The sequence below is a fragment of the Sphingorhabdus sp. EL138 genome, assembly GCF_945890115.1.
Taxonomy (GTDB): domain Bacteria; phylum Pseudomonadota; class Alphaproteobacteria; order Sphingomonadales; family Sphingomonadaceae; genus Sphingorhabdus_B.
Genome location: NZ_CAMDCK010000017.1, coordinates 23,407 through 43,640 on the forward strand (window position 1 = coordinate 23,407; position 20,234 = coordinate 43,640).

Sequence of the window (20,234 nt, forward strand, 5' to 3'; positions counted from 1 at the left end):
AGCTGCTAACCGCCGCGCAACGTCGCTACACCTGCGTCTCTTTCAAACAAGTATAACGCCATCCGCGCCGCTTGACCGCGCGCGCCATCAAGCCCGCCATCGCGGTCCAGCAGCAACCGCGCATCATCTGCGGCGACACCAATTAGCGCGCGGACCTGTTCAGGCGTGGCGACTCGAAACGGGTTTTCGCCCGATTGCCTTGTGCCAAGCAATTCGCCCGCGCCGCGCAGTTTCAAATCTTCCTCCGCAATGCGAAAACCATCGTTCGTTTCGCGCATCAACGCCAACCGCGCCCGCGCAGTTTCTCCAATGTGCGTGCTCCGCACCAATATGCAGACGGATTTTTCCGAACCACGGCCAACCCGCCCGCGCAATTGGTGGAGCTGGGCAAGACCAAAGCGATCCGCTGCCTCAATCACCATAAGGCTGGCATTGGGGACGTCCACGCCAACCTCAATCACCGTTGTTGCAACCAGCAAGCGGGTTTCGCCTGCTACGAAGCGTTCCATAACGGCGTCTTTTTCCGGGCCGCGCATCCGGCCGTGCACCAACGCAACCTGATCACCAAAGCGCAGACGAAGCTGTTCAGCACGTTGTTCAGCGGCGGCAAGGTCACTTTTGTCACTCTCCTCAACGAGAGGGCAGACCCAAAATGCCTGCTTTCCCGCAGCCAAATGCCGGGCAACGCCTTCAACCAGCTCTTCCAGCCGCTCCTGTGACATCACGCGGGTTTCAACCGGCGTCCGTCCCGGAGGAAGCTCGTCTAAGATCGAGCTATCCATTTCACCATACGCCGCGAGCGCAAGGCTCCGTGGTATCGGGGTTGCAGTCATAACCAACAAATGCGGCACGCCCCTGCCCTTGCGGGACAGCATCAGCCTTTGTGAAACGCCAAAGCGGTGTTGCTCGTCAATCACCGCCACTGCGAGCGCCTTATAGGTCACAGCCTCCTGAAATATCGCGTGGGTGCCAACAAGTATGTGAATTGATCCATCGGCAAGCCCCATCAAAGTTGCCTCACGCAAGCTCCCTTTTTCGCGACCAGTAAGAATCGCAATGTTGATGGGTAAGCCAGAGAGTAATTTTTGCAGGCTGGCATAATGCTGCCGCGCAAGGATTTCTGTCGGCGCGAGCATCGCGGACTGCATCCCTGCCTCAACGCCGCGCAACAATGCCATCAGCGCGACCATCGTCTTTCCAGCGCCAACATCACCTTGCAGCAGGCGGAGCATGGGCCGCGACTGCGCAAGATCGCCCTCAATCTCCGCAATGGCGCGCTGCTGCGCGCCTGTGAGCGCAAAGGGCAATGTCAGCTTTGACACCAAAGAGCCGTCACCGCGTATCGGCACAGCGGCGCGTTTGTCCATCGCCGCGCGGATTAACCGCATCGCAAGTTGGTTGCTGAATAGCTCATCATAAGCCAGCCTATCCCGCGCGTCTTGGTCATCCTTGTTGTGCAGTAGGTTGATAGACTTCGACCAACTGAACCACCCACGACTGGACACCAAGGTCGGCTCAATCCACTCCGCCAAATCAGGCACATCTTGCAACGATGTCGCCACCAATTGCCCCATACGCTTGTTAGTTAGGCCGTCGGACAAGGGATAAATCGGCTCGGCCAACCCCGGCGAAGTATCGCTACCGATGGGCACCACATGGTCGGGATGCACCATCTGAAGTTCGTCCCCATAACGGTCAAGTTTGCCCGATATGATGCGCATTTCGCCAACCGGAAGCTGCTTACGCGCCCAACCGCCATTTCTGCCAAAAAATGTCAGCGTGATGTAATTACCTCCAGCATCCGCCGCGAATATGCGCAAGGGCGCGCGCGGGCTGCTTCCACCCCGGTGATCCATGACCGTAACGGTTAGGATGATATTCCGGCCAACATCGGCCACATCCAAACAGGACACCGCTTTGCGATAGGTCCAGCTATTGGGAAAATGATACAGAACGTCCTTCACCCGCTCCAGCCCAAGCCGCTCCAACGGCTTGGCAAGACCAGGGCCAACACCTTTTAAGGCACGAATGTCTGCAAATAACGGATTGAGTATATCGGGGCGCATGACTAGGGCCGCTTATAACCCGATAATCAAATTCCACCAGAAGCTAAAGGACGCGCAATGGACGCTGACCCCTATCGTCGCAAACTGCATTATCGCGCGCACCATCGTGGCACACGGGAAGCCGATGCTATGGTCGGTGGATTTTTCGATCATTGCTCTTCGGAATGGGGCGCGGTTGAGTATGAATGGTTCGAGCGCCTGTTAGATGAACAGGATGTTGACATCATGGCATGGGCGCTTGGCACTGCTGAGCCTGACCCGGCCTTTGCTGGCCCATTGATGGACCAGATGATGCGATTGGACTTCATTGTGCTTCCTGAAGGGCTTAGCACGCATAAGTGATGATTGACCTGCAGCGTATCATAAACAGCCGCCAAGCGTTGACGCTTGCGTCGGTGCCAAATGGCTTTGCACCGTTGTTGCTGGCGGACCTGACGCGGGCGGCTAAAACGCGCGCGCTGTATATTGCGCCCGATGAGTCCGCGATGCGCGCGATTGCAGATGCCGTGCCCTTTTTTGCACCTGAAATCGAAATCCTGATTCTGCCGGGTTGGGATTGCCTTCCTTACGACCGCGCTTCGCCTTCCGTCGCCGTTACCTCGCAGCGCATGTCGACGCTGCAAGCATTGCAGCAGCCAACAAAAAAAAAGCAGCTTGTGGTTACGACCATCGGCGCGGTTATTCAAAAATATGTGACGCCGTTCCGTATTCGTCAGACAGGCGAGCGATTAACCGCTGGTCGCGAAGTCAGCCGCGAACGGCTTGCGTCCTTGCTGCAATCGAACGGCTATTTCCGCGTGGACACGGTTGCCGACGCAGGCGAATTTGCCATCCGCGGTAGTATTGTCGATCTATTTCCCGCTGGCAGCGAAGTCGGCCTTCGCCTCGATTTCTTTGGCGATGAAATTGAAAGCATCCGCCGCTTTAACCCATCGGACCAACGCAGCATTGATCAGGTCGAGCATTTCGACATCTTACCCGCTGTAGAAGCTTTAATGGACGAAGAGGCCATCAAACGCTTCCGTATGGGTTACCGCGAGCGATTTGGCGTCACCGCAACGGGCGACCCATTATATCAAGCGGTGTCCGAAGGCCGCAGGCTGTCCGGCATGGACCATTGGTTGCCTTTGTTCGAAGAACGGATGGCGACGATATTCGACCATGTTGGCACGGACGCCTTGATTATCCGAGATAGCGGCGCGATTGCGGCGGGGCAGTCACGGCTCGACGCCATCAGCGACTATCACGAAAACCGCGTGAAAGCACAGGCGGCGGAGCCCGGAAGCTACCGCCCGCTCCCGCCGGAAATGCTATATTTGAACGGCGATGAGCTCGACCAATTATTTGCAGATAATGCCGCGCATCTCGTCACACCCTTTGCGCAGCCGGACTCGGCAAGCATTATCGACTTCGGCATTGGCGCCGCGCGCGACTTTGCGCCGGAACGGGCGCAAAAGGCAAATGTCTATGAGGCGGTTGCCGCGCATCTTAAATCGCTTCATGCCGCCAAAACCAAGACGGTCATCGCCAGCTACTCAGGTGGCGCGCGCGAACGGTTGAAGGGATTACTGGCGGAGCATAAGGCACCGACGATTGTAGCGGTCGATAGTTGGCAGCAAGCCCTGGGCGTCGCGGCGGGACAAACCGCCATTGTCGTTCTGCCGCTGGACCATGGCTATACTACGCCTGACCTTGTGGTGCTGAGCGAACAGGATATGCTGGGCGACCGCCTCGTACGGCGTCAGAAGCGGCGCAAGTCTGCAGACGCTTTTCTAGCCGAATTGGCCGCACTGACACCGGGTGACCTCGTTGTCCACCAAGACCATGGGATCGGACGATATGATGGCCTGATATCCATCCCCGTCGGCAACAGCCCGCACGACTGCGTCGCCCTTACTTATGCGGGCGGCGACAAATTATATGTTCCGGTTGAAAATATCGATATGCTGTCCCGTTATGGTTCAGACAGCGAGCATGTCGCGCTCGACAAATTGGGCGGCGAAGCATGGCAGCGGCGCAAGTCAAAGCTGAAAGAACGCATCCGCGCCATTGCCGGCGAGCTGCTCAAAACCGCTGCCGAACGCGCATTGCGGGCAGGTGCCGTAATTGAGGTTGATGGCCCTGCATATGCAAGCTTCGTGGACCGCTTCCCTTATGAGGAAACCGAAGATCAGCTCCGCGTGATTGAAGAAGTGCTTCAGGATTTGTCCGCTGGCAAGCCTATGGATCGTCTGGTGTGCGGCGATGTCGGCTTTGGTAAAACCGAGGTTGCGATGCGCGCCGCTTTTGCCGCGGCAATGGCGGGGCTTCAGGTCGCCGTCATAGCGCCAACAACCCTGCTGGCGCGGCAGCATTATGCGAACTTTGCCGAACGTTTCCGTGATTTGCCTTTGAAACTGGGTCGCCTGTCGCGGCTTGTGCCTGCTGCAGAAGCCGCGCAAACGCGTGAAGGCCTTGCCGATGGGACCGTGGACATTGTGATCGGGACGCATGCCGTGCTGGCAAAGTCGCTCGCTTTCAAACGCCTTGGGCTTGTCATTGTAGACGAAGAGCAACGTTTTGGCGTTAATCACAAGGAGCAGTTGAAGGCGCTCAAGACAGACGTGCATATGCTCACGCTCACGGCGACCCCCATCCCGCGCACATTGCAAATGGCCATGTCGGGCCTGCGTGAATTGTCGGTCATTCAAACACCACCGGTCGACCGTTTGGCCGTGCGCACCTATGTTATGCCATGGGATCCGGTCGTGCTGCGCGAAGCCCTGCTGCGCGAACATTATCGCGGCGGGCAAAGCTTCTTCGTTGTGCCGCGCATTACAGATTTGACCGAGATCGAGGAATATCTGCGCACCGAAATACCCGAAGTGAAATATGTCACGGCGCATGGCCAAATGTCGCCCACACAAGTTGAGGAGCGCATGAGCGCTTTCTACGAAAAGCGGTATGATGTTCTGCTGTCGACCACGATCGTGGAAAGCGGCCTTGATATCCCCAGCGCAAATACCCTGATCATCCATCGCGCCGACCGGTTCGGCCTTGCGCAATTATATCAGCTACGTGGACGCGTTGGACGGTCAAAAACGCGCGCTTATGCGTATCTGACGCACGAACCAAACCGTGTGCTCACGGAGACAGCGGAGAAACGCCTGAAGGTGCTTGGCGATCTGGATAGCCTTGGTGCCGGTTTCCAGCTTGCAAGCCATGACCTCGACATTCGCGGCGCCGGTAATTTGGTGGGTGACGAGCAATCGGGCCACATCAAGGAAGTCGGCTTTGAATTATATCAATCGATGCTCGAAGAAGCGATTTTGGAGGCCCGTGCAGGCGCGCAAGGGCTGGCCAAACCACGTGGCAGCTTCTCGCCGCAAATCACCATCGATGCGCCAATCCTTATTCCCGAAGAGTATGTCCCCGACCTCTCGGTCCGTATGGCGCTGTATCGCCGCCTGAACGATCTCGAAGAGGGCCAAGACGTCGAAGGCTTTGCTGCGGAAATGACCGACCGATTTGGTCCGATCCCCGAACCCACGCAGAATCTGCTCAAGCTTATCCAGATCAAGCAAAACGCACTCATCGCTCAGGTTGCGAAGATCGAGGTCGGTGCGCGCGGGACGTTGGTCAGTTTCCATCAGGATACGCCGCCCAATGTCACCGGATTACTCGCTTATGTCGACAAGCTTGGCCAAACAGCAAAGTTACGCCCCGACAGCAAGTTGGTGATCAACCGCGTTTGGGGCGACCCTGTGGCCCGGTTGAACGGATGCTTACAACTGTCACGCGGCCTCGCCAGCCTGGCGCGTAAAACGGGTTAAACCCAGCTTCGGGCCAAAGCCTCACAGCGGATGGGGGTAAAGCGCGACACGGATAATCCGCCCCTTCCCCTTGCCGCTGTTGAATTCAGCTTTCGTCCGCACGGTTTTGCGCTTACATCGCGAAAATGATCGACGGTTTCGGACGCAATATCGACTATTTACGCATATCGGTGACCGACCGTTGCAATTTTCGGTGCACCTATTGCATGCCGGAACAGCAAAGCTTTTTGCCGCACCGCGACCTCCTCACCTATGACGAAATCCTAGTTTTGGTGGAGCGGTTTATCGCGCATGGCATCCGCAAAGTCCGCCTTACCGGCGGCGAACCCCTTGTGCGGCGCGATATCCATATCTTGATTGAGGCGCTTGGTCGGCATGTGCGCAGCGGCGCTCTCGAAGAACTGACCATGACAACCAATGGCAGCCGATTGGAACAGTTTGCGCCCTTATTGGCATCAGCGGGCATGAAGCGGATAAATGTCAGCCTCGATACCTTGGACGCAGAAGCCTGTCGCCGGATCAGCCGGGGTGGTGACCTCGACACGGTGTTGGCCGGCATATACGCCGCACGCGCGCACGGCATGGCTGTCAAAATCAACATGGTCGCGTTGAAGCAGCAGAATGAAGACGCGCTGTTACCCATGGCGCATTTCTGCGCAGAACATGGGCTTGATCTCACGTTGATAGAGACCATGCCCTTGGGCGCTGGTGTTGCGGAACGCGAAGAGAGCTATATTGCGCTCAACGACTTCACCGCACCTTTACGTGAACTTTATGAACTCCATCCTTTAGCGCATAAGAGCGCTGGCCCTGCCCGTTATTGGCGCGTCGAGCCATTGGGCCTGCGCCTTGGCCTCATCACACCCATGAGCCATAATTTCTGCGACCAATGTAACCGGATCCGCCTCACCACCGACGGCAAGATTTATATGTGCCTTGGCTCGGAACTACACGTCGATTTGCGCAAGGCACTGCGTGAGGACACGCTTACAGATGTCGATTATTTGCTTCAAAAGGCTTTGCGGCTTAAGCCCCAGCGCCATGAATTCGAAACACAGCTGGCGCAGCCTGATCTCAGGCTCGCGCGGCATATGAACGCAACAGGTGGATGAACCAAAATATGCAACTTGCGATCATCTCGTCGGCAACCCCGCAAGCCCGTGAAGCCGAGGCACTATTGCGCGAAGTGCATGAATTTGTGCCGCTCGACACCGCCGATGCTGTCATTGTGCTTGGTGGCGACGGGTACATGCTTCAGGTCTTGCATCAGTTGTTGGAAAGCCGCCGCGACATTCCCGCTTATGGCATGAACCGCGGCACCATAGGCTTTTTGATGAATAGCTGGGACGTGCATGACCTTCCCAGACGCCTTCAACGCGCCAAGTCGTTTTCTGTCCGTCCGTTGACGGCGGACATAACCACAATCAGCGGTCAAAAATTCACCTTGCCCGCCATTAATGAAGTGTCGCTGCTGCGCGAAACCCGTCAGGCGGCGAAGCTGGAGATTTCCGTCAACGGCAGAGCAGCCATCCCCGAACTCATTTGCGACGGCATATTGGTCTCAACGCCCGCTGGTTCCACTGCGTATAATTTATCCGCCAATGGCCCAATTTTGCCTTTGGACTCTTCGCTGCTCGCCTTGACGCCCATCAGCCCGTTTCGTCCGCGACGTTGGAAAGGCGCAATATTGCCCGACCGCTATGTTATCCGGATCAAAATTTTAGAGGCCAGTAAAAGGCCGGTTAGCGCCGTGGCAGATCAACGCGAAATCCGGGATATTGCGCATGTCGAAGTGTCCTTGGACCGCAACCGTGCGCTCACTTTATTGTTTGATCCGGAACATGCTTTGGATGATCGCATTGCGATGGAACAATTTATTGTCTGAACGGGCAATGGGCGCTTGCCAAAAGCAAAAAAGCGCTGCTATACGCGCGCCTCTGCCCGAACATATCGGGCTGTTCCCTGGTAGCTCAGTGGTAGAGCAGTTGACTGTTAATCAATTGGTCGGGGGTTCGAATCCCTCCCGGGGAGCCAACATTTTTACACACCGCAGAAACTCTAATACCTACGGAATTCCGCCAATCACAGGACCCTATCGGGTACAGCGGAAGGTACAAAGAGGCTTATGGCCGTGGCGCTAAAATATGTTCACCGAAATACCAAAACAGGTCTCTTAAGCTACCGCCGAGTCTATCCGGCAGACCTCCAGCCGCATATCATCAACACCCCGCAACAGCTAAAGCGTTCCCTAAAGGCTACACGGCTGGAAGATGCTGGAGCAGTGGAACGCTATCAAGCCGCTAATCTGGAATGCGCCTGCCAGAGTAGTCGAAGCGCGGCATAACCTACCAGCAATGCCGTGAGCACCCGTAACACACGCGGTGAGAGATAGCGCATGCCGAACAGGCTGCCCAATTGCCCGCCAACCAACACAGCGCCGAGCAGCAGACCATATTGCAGCGCAGGCTCCGCAAGCGAATGCGCCCCTGATTTCAGTATTTGGCCTAACAAGCCCGCCGCCGAATTAATCAATATATAAAGCGACGCGAAGGCGGCAATCCGGCGTGCCTCTGCCCAACGGATCAGGTGTAAGACCGGTGCCATGAATATGCCCCCGCCAATGCCCGACAGCCCCGCGAGCAAGCCCACCCCACCCGACAGCGCCAGCAATACAGGCTTGGGAACTGCGCGTGGCGTCATCTTGTCCGCTTGGAGAAATAGGGCGATTGCAGACGCCAATAATGTGCCACCCAATATGGTGAGGAACACGACTTGTTTCAGCGGCACAAGCCCGCCTAAGAAGGCGAGCGGCGCTGATACTATCAGCAATGGCAGAACTTGCCGCCAAGACACCAAACCAGCGCGCACAAAGCGAATACTGCCGCCGGTAACGACGATGATATTGCAGACAAGTGCAATCACCGGGATCAGCCGGTAATCCACCCCCCACAAAGCAAGAAGCGCGGTATAAGTGGACCCGCCACCAAAGCCAACCGACGCATAGACAAATGCGACAAGAGCAAAGAGGCCGGCTAGCCAGATCATCTTCGTCCTCCCCGCATCACATCATCAATAAGCGCCGTGACAATGTTTGTATTTTTGTCCCGAACCGCACGGACATGGGTCGTTGCGGCGCAGATCAGGATCGCCTGCATATGGGTCGTTGAAACCCGATGGAGCCGCAACGCGCGGGATAGTCGTTGTCACCAACCCGAGAGCAGCGCCGCCATTGGCGTCCTTATTATCTGCACCCGAAAGGGGATCGATATGCGTGGTCAGAAAATCGGGCAGTTCGGGCAAGTCTTGGGGTACGAATTCTTCTTCGGCGCGGAAATCATTGGTGGCGATGGTTTTGGTCACGCCTTCACGAATGGCCGACAACATACGTTCAAACAGGCCAAATGCTTCTTGCTTATATTCATTGACTGGATTTTTCTGCGCATAAGCGCGCAGATAAATCACCTGACGCAGGGCGTCGAGCGTGGACAAATGCTCTTTCCAATGATGGTCGAGCGTTTGCAGCAAGATACTTTTTTCGACCTGACGCCAGATGGTTTCATCCAGCGCAGCGCCCTTCGCCTTGAACCTGGCGCTCGTCAATTCGGCAATGCGGGTTTCGATGAATTCAGGTTCAAGCCCGTCTTCCTGCAACCAACTGTCAATATCGGGCGTAAGGCCAAGCACCTCAGCGCATTTTTGCTTGAGGCCCTCCACATTCCACTGCTCAGGATAGGTACCTTCCGGGCAATGGTCACCAACAAGGTTATTGACGGTATCGTTGAGCATATCGTCAATGATGTCGTCTACGGCTTGCGCATCCATGATGTCACTGCGTTGTTCATAAATGACCTTGCGCTGATCATTCATAACATTGTCATATTCGACCAACTGTTTCCGGATATCGTAATTGCGCGCCTCCACCTTTTTCTGCGCGGTTTCGATCGCTTTGGACAGCCATTTGCCGCCAATGGCTTCCCCGTCTTCGAGGCTGGAGTTCATCATTTTGGAGAATAGGGTTTCGGACCCAAAAATACGCAAAAGATCGTCGTCTAGCGACAAATAGAAACGGGAAAGTCCAGGATCCCCCTGACGCCCCGAACGGCCGCGCAACTGATTATCGATACGGCGGCTTTCATGGCGTTCTGTAGCAAGGACAAACAATCCGCCGGCTTCAATGACCTTGGCTTTTTCTTCCGCAATCTCGGCTTGCAAAGCCGCAATGGCGGCATCGCGCGCCTGCCCTTCGGGCATATCGCGCAATTCGTCATTCAACCGAAATTCAAAGTTGCCGCCCAGCTGAATATCCGTACCGCGACCCGCCATGTTGGTGGCGATGGTGACGCTGCCCAAACGCCCGGCCTGCGCTACAATATGTGCCTCGCTTTCATGGAAGCGAGCGTTCAGGACGCTGTGCTGGACACCTTCTTTTTCCAAAAATTCAGCCAGTAATTCGGATTTTTCAATCGATACTGTTCCAACCAAAACGGGCTGGCCGCGATCATTGGCTTCTTTGATGGTCTTGGCGATAGCACCGAATTTATCTTGCGTGTTTTTGTAGAACTGGTCGTCCTCGTCCACGCGCTTAACGGGTAAGTTGGTCGGTATTTCGACGACGTTCAGCTTGTAAATTTCATGAAACTCACCCGCTTCGGTAGCCGCCGTACCCGTCATCCCGGACAATTTGGGATACATGCGGAAATAATTCTGGAAAGTGATGGTCGCCAGCGTCTGGTTTTCCGGCTCAATATCCACAGCCTCTTTGGCCTCGATCGCTTGGTGCAGGCCGTTGGACCAGCGACGCCCGTCCATCATGCGACCTGTGAATTCATCGATGATGATGACCTTGCCATCCTTGACGATATAATCAATGTCGCGTTTGAACATGACATTAGCTTTAAGGGCTTGGTCGAGATGATGCACGACCAGGGTATTCTCATAATCATACAGATTAGAGCCGGTCAGCAAGCCAGCGTCCTCAAGCAGGCGTTCCACTTTCTCAGTGCCATCTTCAGTCAAGGTGACGTTGCGGCTCTTCTCGTCCTTCTCATAATCACCTTCGTCCAACTGGAGAACTACGGCGTGGACCTGCATATATAATTCAGACTTGTCATCGGTCGGCCCCGAAATAATCAGCGGCGTCCGGGCTTCATCGACCAAGATAGAATCGACTTCATCGACAATCGCAAAGTTGAAAGGGCGCTGCACCATTTGCGCGCGTTCATATTTCATATTGTCGCGCAAATAATCGAAGCCAAGTTCATTGTTCGTCGCGTAAGTAATGTCGCAATTATACGCGTCGCGCCGTTCATATTCAGCGATGCTTGGAACGACGACCCCCGTCGTAAGGCCAAGGAAACCGTAAATCCGGCCCATCCATTCCGCGTCACGGCGGGCCAGATAGTCGTTGACGGTCACAACATGGACGCCCTTGCCTTCTAGCGCATTGAGATAGCATGCCAATGTTTCGGTTAAGGTCTTACCCTCACCTGTGCGCATTTCGGCGATTTCACCGCGATGCAGCACAATGCCGCCGACCATTTGCACATCGAAATGGCGCATACCCATCACGCGCTTTGATACTTCGCGCACCGTGGCAAAGGCCTCAGGCAGGATATCGTCGAGTGTCTCGCCAGCCGCCAAACGATCGCGAAATAGCTGTGTTTGACGTTTCAAACGTTCATCGTCCATGGCGGCGATGTCGACTTCAAGCGCGTTGATATTTTCAACGATCTTCATAATCGATTTAACGTAACGGTCGTTCGACGACCCGAATAAGGCTTTGGCAAATCCGCCGAGCATGGATAATTCCTTCAAAATATTTATGGGACGCGCACGAACGGCGCGCGGTAGGTAGCTATTGGACGCACCCCAAAGGGCGCAGAAAGCTTAACCTAAAATGACATCATGCCGGTCAACCGGCGTATCTGGCGTTGCGCCAACCGAGGTGGCTTCGCCAATGGCGGGCGCAAGCGACGCCTGCGCCTTATGGGTCTCACGGACCACGGGTTCGCAAGCGGCAACAGCTTCAAGCGCCGCAGCCGCAACATAAGCCTGCGCAACCGCCATATCCACTGATGCGGACGACGACGAAACCGGACGCGCCGCCTCCGCAGCGGAAAATCCGCTCATCATCGCCAGTAGATAAATCAATATGCGCATATAGGGCCCTGTTAGGTGCGCAGAGACCTATAGGGACACAAAGCCTGCGCGTCTATCCCGAAGCGCCCTGCCTAGCGTGCATTGCCAGTTGCGCCAATTGCGGCCAACAGATAAACGAAATACACCATTTACATGCCCTCCAGAAATTTCTGAAATTATTACAAGGTTCCAGTTACTTGTCCAGCACTTCTCCACTCGTCGTTCCTTTTCCAGTCATGCCCGACATCGCGGGGGCGACACCATATGTTGCGCGCGCGGGGTATAAGGAATGGGACCGGTGTGACCTCAGCTATGTGACATTTGATGCGGGCACCACGGTTGCGGGCGTCACCACGCAAAATCTGTGCTGTTCCGCCGAGGTTGATCTGTGCCGCGCGCATTTGCCGCATGGCCGTGCGCGCGCGTTGGTGGTGAATGCGGGCAATAGCAACGCCTTCACGGGGCGGCGGGGCAAAGATGCAGTGGACGCGATTGTCGGCCAAGTGTCGGCCCATTTGAATTGCGACGTGACGGAGATATTCGTCTCTTCAACGGGCGTCATTGGCGAGCCTTTGCCGATTGATAAGGCGCAGGCCGGGCTTCAGGCGGCTTTTGATGCTGCATCCTGCAGCTGGGAAGATCTCACGCATGGTATCGGCACCACCGACACCTTTGCCAAGGGCGCAACGGCAAGCGCGATGGTCGATGGCCGCAAGGTGCAGATTGTCGGCATTATCAAGGGGTCTGGCATGATCGCGCCCGATATGGCCACGATGTTGGGTTATATCTTCACCGACGCCGCCGTCGACGCGGCGTTTTTGCAGCAGCTTTTGTCCGCTGCCAATCAAGCAAGCTTTAGCTGCATTACCGTGGACAGCGATACCTCCACCAGCGACACAGTGCTGGCCTTTGCCACTGGTAAGGCAGGCAATGCGCGGTTGACCTCGTTTGAAGACGTTGGGGCCGACGCCTTTGCAGCGGCGCTGAATGATGTCTGTCGCCAATTGGCGCATCTCGTGGTGCGTGATGGCGAAGGGGCGCAGAAATTTATTGAAATTCAGGTGACGGGGGCCGTCAACAACGACAGCGCACGCCGCGTTGGGTTAGCAATCGCCAATTCGCCCTTGGTCAAAACGGCGATTGCGGGTGAGGATGCCAATTGGGGCCGCGTCGTTATGGCGGTTGGTAAAGCCGGCGAACCGGCAAACCGCGACACGCTTTCCATCCGCTTTGGCGCGACATTGGTCGCGCGCAACGGCCTTGCGGTTGCAGATTATGATGAAGCGCCAGTCGCGCGCCATTTACAGCAAAAAGAAATCGAGATCGGCGTCGATCTAGGCCTTGGATCAGGGCACGCCACAGTGTGGACGTGCGATCTGACCCACGGTTATATAAGCATCAACGCCGATTATCGCAGTTAAAGCGCGGCTTCGAGCCAGCTTTTCAATTGTGCCTTGGGCGCTGCACCGACCTTAGTGTCCGCAATTTCGCCGCCCTTGAACAGGATCATCGTCGGAATCCCGCGCACCCCATATTTGGCGGGCGTATCGGGATGGTCGTCAATGTTCAGTTTCACAATCTCGACCTGTCCGACCAATTCTTCACTGATTTCCTCAAGGCTTGGGCCAATCATCTTGCATGGGCCGCACCATTCGGCCCAGAAATCGACCAATACGGGTTTGCCTGATGCCAGCACGGTTGCGGCGAAGTCATTATCGCCAACGGTTTTGGTAGCCATGTCAATCTCCTTTGTTACACCCCATGTATTCGCCCCGCCAAGGACTGACAAGGACCATGCGCAATAGTTTTGCTTGAAGCGTCAAGAGGCGGGGTAATAGGGTGCCAACATAGCGTCTGAAAGCGTGATGAAATGCGGCGCGTGGGTGAACAGCAATGATACTTCAATCCGCGAAGCCGGGAAAATCGTCTGCAATGCGGCGCGATAATGCGCCATTTGCCGTAAATGCGGGACCGGAACACCGCGTTCATCTTGCGGCACCTGCCGACCTGTTTTGAAATCAATGGCACGCACCAGACCGGGTTCAACCAACAACCGGTCAATCCGTCCATTGATGACCATTTCGCCTACCACGGCAACCAATGGCACCTCCGCGCGTGCGGATAGGCCAAAAAACGGGGCCCATTGCGGGTTGTTCACGATACCGCGAACCTCGGCGATAAGGTCAGCTTGGTCAATATCATTATCAGGCGTCTGCGCCGCCAAATATTGCTCCGCCTTTTGCAGCGATACATTGTCCGTAATGCGCTCTAATAAAGCATGGATCAGCTTGCCACGGGCCGCCGCTTTGCGCATGGCCGAAGGGGCTGGCGCGTCACCATAATCGTCATCGTCCAAACGCGACGGGACCAAAGGACGCGGCGGCCGTTGCTCGGCTGGCGCTGGCGCGAAAAGCCAATGCGGTGCGGCAACCAAAGGTTCCGTTAGCGCAGTGGTATTTATGCTGCCCTCTGGGGACGCCAAGGAAGCACCTTGTCGTCCAACATGACGCATCACCCTGCCCCAGCGCGCGTCATCCTCCCAATCGCACCCAAGCGCCACCATGCCCCGCTGCACAAGCGCATACCAGCTTTCAACTGGCGGCACGCCTTTGCGGCTAATGCCCAAAGACCCAGCCATAATGAGCCGCTCCTCAGCACGCGTGATCGCGACGTAGAGCAAACGCTTATGCTCCTGCAACTCGCGGGTCTTTTGCATGTCGATAATGTCTAACAACCGTCCGGATTGTTCGGCCTTGCGGATCGGCAATAATGGCGTGCGATGCCCCTCGTCCATCAACAGTTCAACAGACTGGTCCGGTTTTTTGGTCGGGTCAGATGTAATATCGGCCAAAATGACCACGGGGGCTTGCAACCCCTTTGCACCATGGACAGTCATAATCCTGACATCCTTGCTGCTACTGCTGTCGCCCTCGCGTTTGATTTCGGCGTCACCACGGTCAAACCATGCAATGAATTTTTGCAAGCCCCCGCTGTGTTGCTGTTCAAATTGCAACGCGGAATTTAACATTTCTTCAATGGGTACCAAAACCTCATTGCCCAGCCGCGCGGTGAATTTACGCCGCGCAGCAATGGGGCCTGACAATATTTGCTCCAGGAAATGATAGACCGTCGTGAAATCGGCCATGGCAAGCATGTCGCGCAGCGGGGCGATCTGCTGCGCAAGCTCAGGTCGATCACGAATATGCTGCCAAAGGCTACCCTTGCGGTCGCCGACATAGCCATATTGAAGCAACGTTTCTTGAGACCAGCCAATAATGGGCGAAACCAGCAAACATGCCAGACTAAAATCATCATTGGGCTGAAGCACAAATTTTATCGCGGCCAGCAAATCCTGCACCACCAAAGGCTGCAACAATCGAAGCCTGTCGATACCGGCAACGGGCACATTGCGTTCATGCAATTGGGCCACCAGCATCGACGCCATGTCACCACGGCTGCGCAACAGAAACATGATATCGCCCGGTTCAAGGGGGCGATCCTTGCTGACCAACCACGGTTTTGCGTCAATCAGCGCCTTGACATGGTCCGCCAGCCTTTCGGCCAGCGCGCGTTTTTCGTCGCTGAACCAATCCTCTTCGTCGTCCGAAACACTGTCATTCTGCCCATTGGGTTTGGCGGATATAGGCTCTAAAAGCTCGACCATGCCGACATGCGGCTTGTCGCCATAATGCGCGGCGATTTCACCTTTTATACCAAAACTCTCGGGTCCAGCTTCTTCGATAACGGCATTCACGAAATCAAGGATTGGTGGAGTCGAACGGAAGCTTTGCGACAAAGTAAGTTGGTTCAGCTCCGATCCAGCGTCACCGATACGCTTGGCGAAATCGGCACCGGCTGCTTCATAGCGTTCGGGGGCGGTCCCTTGAAAACCGTAAATAGCTTGTTTGAAATCGCCAACGGAGAATAAAGTCCGTATTCTGTCGGGCTTCACACCCATGCCACTGTAAAAATCATCGCTGAGTGCGCTGATGATATCCCACTGCGCGGCGTTAGTGTCCTGCGCCTCGTCGACCAATATATGATCGATCTGCCTATCCAGCTTAAACCGCACCCAATCCGCCATTTGACCATGTTGCAGCAACGCCGCCGTGCGCCGGATCAGGTCGTCGAAATCCACCGCGCCAAGCGCGTGCTTCGCCTTGCTATATTGGGCCGCAAATTCTTTGCCCACCAACAAGGCCCGCGCCAGCCTGTCGGCATATTGCGCGCGCGCCGCCTGACCCACCAACTGGTTAGTCCATTGGAACATCTCCAACGCTTGTGCTGCATAAGCATCCGACATTGGGGTGAAGTTCCGAGACGAATTCTGCATTTCGCCGTCCTTGGTTGACCAGCAACTATGCAGCTCTGCGAATGAAGCTGCCCGCTCGGCCGGAGAACAAGACAGCCAGTTCTGAAGCACCGCCGCACGCTTGCCGCCGCGGCTGTCAGCCTTATTCCCGCACCACAAAAGATTGGCGTCTATAATGGATTGCAGGTCCGCGCGCGGAATATGTGCGTCGGCAAACGCTTCCTCCAAATTGTCTTCCACGGAACCCGAAAAGCTAACGTCCGCCAAACGCCGCGCCCAAACCACCGCGCCTGCGTCATCAGGGATAGACGCCATCACGTCCGGCGCAGCGGCCGTGCGGTGTAAGAAGCGCAGGGCCGCCTCTTCACCCATGTTCAGGCTCAATTCCTGCAAATTGGCAATGATCCTGTCGTCACCGCGCGCTTCGGCATCAAGGACCAAGTTCGCAAGCGCCGCGTCGAGCAACTCCCGCTGCTCGCGGCCTTCAATTGGCTTAAAGCCGGGGACCAATCCCGCCTCTTGCGGAAAGCTGCCGAGCAACGATTGGCAGAAGCTATGGATAGTCAAAATCTGCAACCCGCCGCCGGGCGCATCCAGAACCTTCGCGAACAATTGCCGGGCTTTCTTGCGGGCGTCAGGACTATAATCTGCACCGATTGCTTTGAGGTCCTCGCCAAGCGCCGTGCCGTCCATCTGCACCCAAGTCGCCAAAAGCTGATTAATGCGGTCGGCCATTTCGGACGCACCAGCCTTGGTAAAGGTGATGCACAGCAGATTTTCTGGTTCGACATCATTTTCCAGCAACAGCCGAATGACGCGCGCGGTGAGCACTTGCGTTTTGCCTGTTCCTGCCGATGCGCTCAGCCAGATATTGTCGCGCGGCATAACGGCGTCGCTTTGCGCCGGTATCAACGGGTGCAGCTTTTTGGGTTCCGCACTCATACCGGGTCCTCTGAAATTGCCTGACGCCCATTCCATTCTTGCAAGCGCATCAATTGGTCATAATCGCCATAAAAAGCGAATTCAGGGTGCAGCTTTGCGGTAAAGGGCGCGTCACCCAATATCCATTTGCTGATCGCGACCTCTGCTTGTTCAACGGCAAAGGCAACGAAGTCCGCGCGCTCCGGCTTGTTATCCGCCGCGCTTTTACTTGTAGGCACAGCAATATGGCCGAAAACATCCTTTTTCTTGGCAAGGCTCCAATATTCGAAGTTACTCGCCGTGCCTGACACGCCCTTAATAGCCAACTCTTCCGCCATATAACCGATAAGGCCCAGTTGTAGCGCGAAGCCCGCGTTAATCTGCTTGGTCGATGGCGGCGCGCCAGTTTTATAATCTATGATGACCAAGTCACCATCTGCGGTTCGGTCAATACGGTCGACCCGCCCCCTGACGGCAATGCCTTTGATATGAACGGTGCCGGGTTGCTCGGCAACCGCCACGACGCGGCCTTTTTCCGTCATCAGGCGTTTGGTTTCATCGGCCACCCAACGTAAACCGGCGGCAATGCGCGGCTGCCATAATGTGCGCAGTAAGGGATCGCTCGCCTCCTGCGCCAGCAACGCATCGGCTCGCGCGACGAGCTTATCGACCGCGCAATCGTCGTGCGTAAACCATTTTTCCAATATGTCGTGCACCAGGCTCCCGCGCCAAGCGTAGCTGGGTTCGGCATCGACCTTTTCCAGCACGGGAAGTCCCAAGATACGCTTGGCGTAGAAGGAATAAGGGTCAGATTTCAACTGATCGAAATCGGTGACGGACAAGGAGACCAAACGCTGCTCCGCATTCGGCATTGGCAATGGCCGCGAAGCGAAAGGCTCCTTTTCAGCAGGACGATCCAGCGCGTCGGCCCATGCCAACAGCTGATCGTCCACCGCCAGCGCCTCCCCCATCAACGCTTTGATCCGCAACAGAAAGCGCGAGGCGACCGTCGGCCCGCCACGATCCCGCCGCGCGCGCGTCAGCAACACCTCTTGCGCGCCCAACGCCGTCGCCAAGTCATGCGCCGAAAGGCCAATATTCCGATCCAATGTCGGTAATTTCAAATGGCGCCTTATGGCAGGGGCCAGCCAAGGATCGGGCTGCGCAATTTGCGGCCATGTGCCTTCGTTCAAGCCTGCACAAATCAACAGGTCCGCCTGTTGCAGGCGCGCTTCTAACAAACCGTAAATCGCAACGCGGGGGTGCCCACCATAAGGGGGGCGAACAACCGCGCCGGAGAAAATTTCCTTGAACGTTGCAACTAAGCCCGTTGCATCGACACGGCCAAGGGTGGACAGATTGCTCGCGGTTACATCTTCCCAATTTCGTCCCAGTTCGCGACCGCTTGCGCCACGCCAAATGCCACCATCGGTAAGCGCCGTCGCAACATCGCGCAGTGTGGCAAGAACATCGTCAAACGGCTGACCATCCGCGTTCTCTAGCGGTGACAACAGCGTATTAACGCCAGACCACCATGCGATAAGCGCTTCATTTGGTTTGCGCGCCGTCTGTAGCCGCCGCGTGATCGCCGCAAGCCCAATGCCGCTGGCAGTGCCGCGCAATGCAAGATCAAGCTGCCGTACATGGTCCAGCCAGTCGAGCCTTTGTGGACCAGCAAACACTAAAGGGTGCTTGGCAATCGCCAATATGCTCGACGCGGAAAAGCGGCTCCAAATGGCGTCCACCAGCGCCAATGCAAGCGTGCCCGGCGGTGTTTGCAGCAACGGTATGCCTGCGCTGTCGTCAACATCGATCCCCCAGCGGCGTAGCTGCCCAGCCACCCGCACGGCCAATTCGCGATCGGGCGTAATGAGGGCAACGCGCTTTGCGGCAACTTCCAGCGCGCCCCTGATGCGCACAGCGATTGCCTTCGCCTCTTGCGCGCTGTCTTCTGCCTCAAGCCATTTAGCCTGCGGAAGACTTTTGCGCTGCGGTGACAACTGCTGCCAATCGATGCTATGTTCCGGCAGGCAGAAAATATCGGAAATCGCCGCAGCTTCTGGCTCTGCTCTGGCGGTCGGGAGGACGTCAATCTCGCTGCGGTCGACGCCCATGAGTTCTAACAAATGCTTCAAATGAAACTGCGGATGGACCTCGACATTATGGCGGCGCCAAAGGCCTGCGCCATCGTCGGTGGAGGGTGATAGATCATCCCAACGCGCGTCAGACAGGTTAAGGTCAACCCCCGGTAAGATGACCTGCCCGTTCGGCATAAGTGCCACACGGCGCAGCAAGCGGGCCACAGCCTTTGCAGAGGTCGTTATTCCCACCGCTATGATGGGATCTGTACCCACATTTTGTGCCAAACGCTGCTCAAGCGCCGCCAACAAATGGTTCCGGCGCTCGGCTGGCCCCATTAATGTGCGCGCAATTAATGCCGCCCGATATGCGGGCAAGATCTGCAAAAGCGCGCCATATGCGCTTTGCCAATGTCCGGCCAAATCCGCTTCGATTTTGATGTCGACGAAATGGCTAAAATCAACCAGATCAACCTCAAGCGCGTCGATCAATTCTGCCAATTTGCGTGCAAGTCGCAACGCTTCCGCAGGCGAAACTGGGGTGTCACCGCGCTGCTGGTCTTTGACGAGCTTAGCCAACAGCATCAGCCGCTCAAACGGAGCAATCGCCGGCCATATTGCGCTGTCCGCGTCAATAGGATCAAGCATCGGTCCCAAAGCTTCGTCCAATTGCATGTCGCCAACGGCAACCATATGCGGCAAAAGCATACCGGGTGCCGCCTGCCGGACAAACGCCTCCGTCATTGCTTTGATTGCGCGGTTATTCGGCAGGAGGAGTAAGTTGTTGCTGATCGCAAGCGGATCTGCGCCCGCCGACTGCAATATCCATTGCGCGGTTACATCGCATAGGTCATTGCCCAGCGGCACATTGAAGATATGGGCACGCGGGGCGGAGCCTTTATCCACC

General features: G+C 56.1%; 12 protein-coding genes and 1 tRNA gene. 6 read left to right on the forward strand and 7 right to left on the reverse strand.

The genetic code is table 11. The features are described from left to right. Positions 1-5: 5 nt before the first annotated feature. On the reverse strand, positions 6-2,066 hold the full coding sequence (gene recG, locus Q0O07_RS08980) for an ATP-dependent DNA helicase RecG (RefSeq protein ID WP_295492681.1): 2,061 nt from the start codon (positions 2,064-2,066) through the stop codon (positions 6-8). Between the two features lie 57 nt (positions 2,067-2,123). On the opposite strand from recG, the gene Q0O07_RS08985 reads away from it, so the two are divergent. The 5 genes from Q0O07_RS08985 (at position 2,124) to Q0O07_RS09005 (ending at position 7,912) form a co-directional block, all read left to right on the forward strand. After that, complete coding sequence (locus tag Q0O07_RS08985) at positions 2,124-2,408, forward strand: succinate dehydrogenase assembly factor 2 (RefSeq protein WP_295492683.1); 285 nt, start codon at positions 2,124-2,126, stop codon at positions 2,406-2,408. Beyond that, entirely contained in the window at positions 2,408-5,878 is a 3,471-nt protein-coding gene (gene mfd / locus Q0O07_RS08990; protein WP_295492685.1) for a transcription-repair coupling factor, read from the forward strand. Before Q0O07_RS08985 ends, mfd begins: the two co-directional genes overlap by 1 nt. 125 nt (positions 5,879-6,003) lie before the next feature. After that, positions 6,004-6,990, forward strand: coding sequence for a GTP 3',8-cyclase MoaA (gene moaA, locus Q0O07_RS08995; protein WP_295492687.1), 987 nt, complete (start codon positions 6,004-6,006; stop codon positions 6,988-6,990). Continuing rightward, complete coding sequence (locus tag Q0O07_RS09000; protein ID WP_295492689.1) at positions 6,987-7,763, forward strand: NAD kinase; 777 nt, start codon at positions 6,987-6,989, stop codon at positions 7,761-7,763. Before moaA ends, Q0O07_RS09000 begins: the two co-directional genes overlap by 4 nt. A 74-nt stretch (positions 7,764-7,837) precedes the next feature. Beyond that, a tRNA-Asn gene (locus Q0O07_RS09005) sits at positions 7,838-7,912 on the forward strand. A 258-nt stretch (positions 7,913-8,170) separates the two neighbouring features. Here Q0O07_RS09005 and Q0O07_RS09010 read toward each other — a convergent pair. The 3 genes from Q0O07_RS09010 to Q0O07_RS09020 form a co-directional block, all read right to left on the reverse strand. Next, a complete protein-coding gene (locus Q0O07_RS09010) occupies positions 8,171-8,923 on the reverse strand; it encodes a sulfite exporter TauE/SafE family protein (RefSeq protein WP_295492691.1) in 753 nt (250 codons plus the stop codon). 24 nt (positions 8,924-8,947) lie between these two features. Beyond that, positions 8,948-11,677, reverse strand: a complete 2,730-nt coding sequence (secA, locus tag Q0O07_RS09015) for a preprotein translocase subunit SecA (RefSeq protein WP_295492693.1) — start codon at positions 11,675-11,677, stop codon at positions 8,948-8,950. An 87-nt stretch (positions 11,678-11,764) separates the two neighbouring features. Next, complete coding sequence (locus Q0O07_RS09020; RefSeq protein ID WP_295492695.1) at positions 11,765-12,037, reverse strand: hypothetical protein; 273 nt, start codon at positions 12,035-12,037, stop codon at positions 11,765-11,767. Positions 12,038-12,252: 215 nt separating this feature from the next. On the opposite strand from Q0O07_RS09020, the gene argJ reads away from it, so the two are divergent. After that, positions 12,253-13,437, forward strand: coding sequence for a bifunctional glutamate N-acetyltransferase/amino-acid acetyltransferase ArgJ (gene argJ / locus Q0O07_RS09025; RefSeq protein WP_295492738.1), 1,185 nt, complete (start codon positions 12,253-12,255; stop codon positions 13,435-13,437). On the opposite strand, the gene trxA is transcribed toward argJ, so the two are convergent. The 3 genes from trxA to addB form a co-directional block, all read right to left on the reverse strand. Further along, on the reverse strand, positions 13,434-13,754 hold the full coding sequence (trxA, locus tag Q0O07_RS09030) for a thioredoxin (RefSeq protein WP_295492697.1): 321 nt from the start codon (positions 13,752-13,754) through the stop codon (positions 13,434-13,436). The two genes, argJ and trxA, sit on opposite strands and share 4 nt — an antisense overlap. 81 nt (positions 13,755-13,835) lie before the next feature. Next, positions 13,836-17,270 (reverse strand): double-strand break repair helicase AddA, encoded by a 3,435-nt coding sequence (addA, locus tag Q0O07_RS09035; RefSeq protein ID WP_295492699.1) that lies wholly within the window; start codon positions 17,268-17,270, stop codon positions 13,836-13,838. Further along, positions 17,267-20,233: a double-strand break repair protein AddB gene (addB, locus tag Q0O07_RS09040; protein WP_295492701.1), complete on the reverse strand. Its 2,967-nt coding sequence runs from the start codon at positions 20,231-20,233 to the stop codon at positions 17,267-17,269. Before addB ends, addA begins: the two co-directional genes overlap by 4 nt. Between the last annotated feature and the right edge of the window lies 1 nt (position 20,234).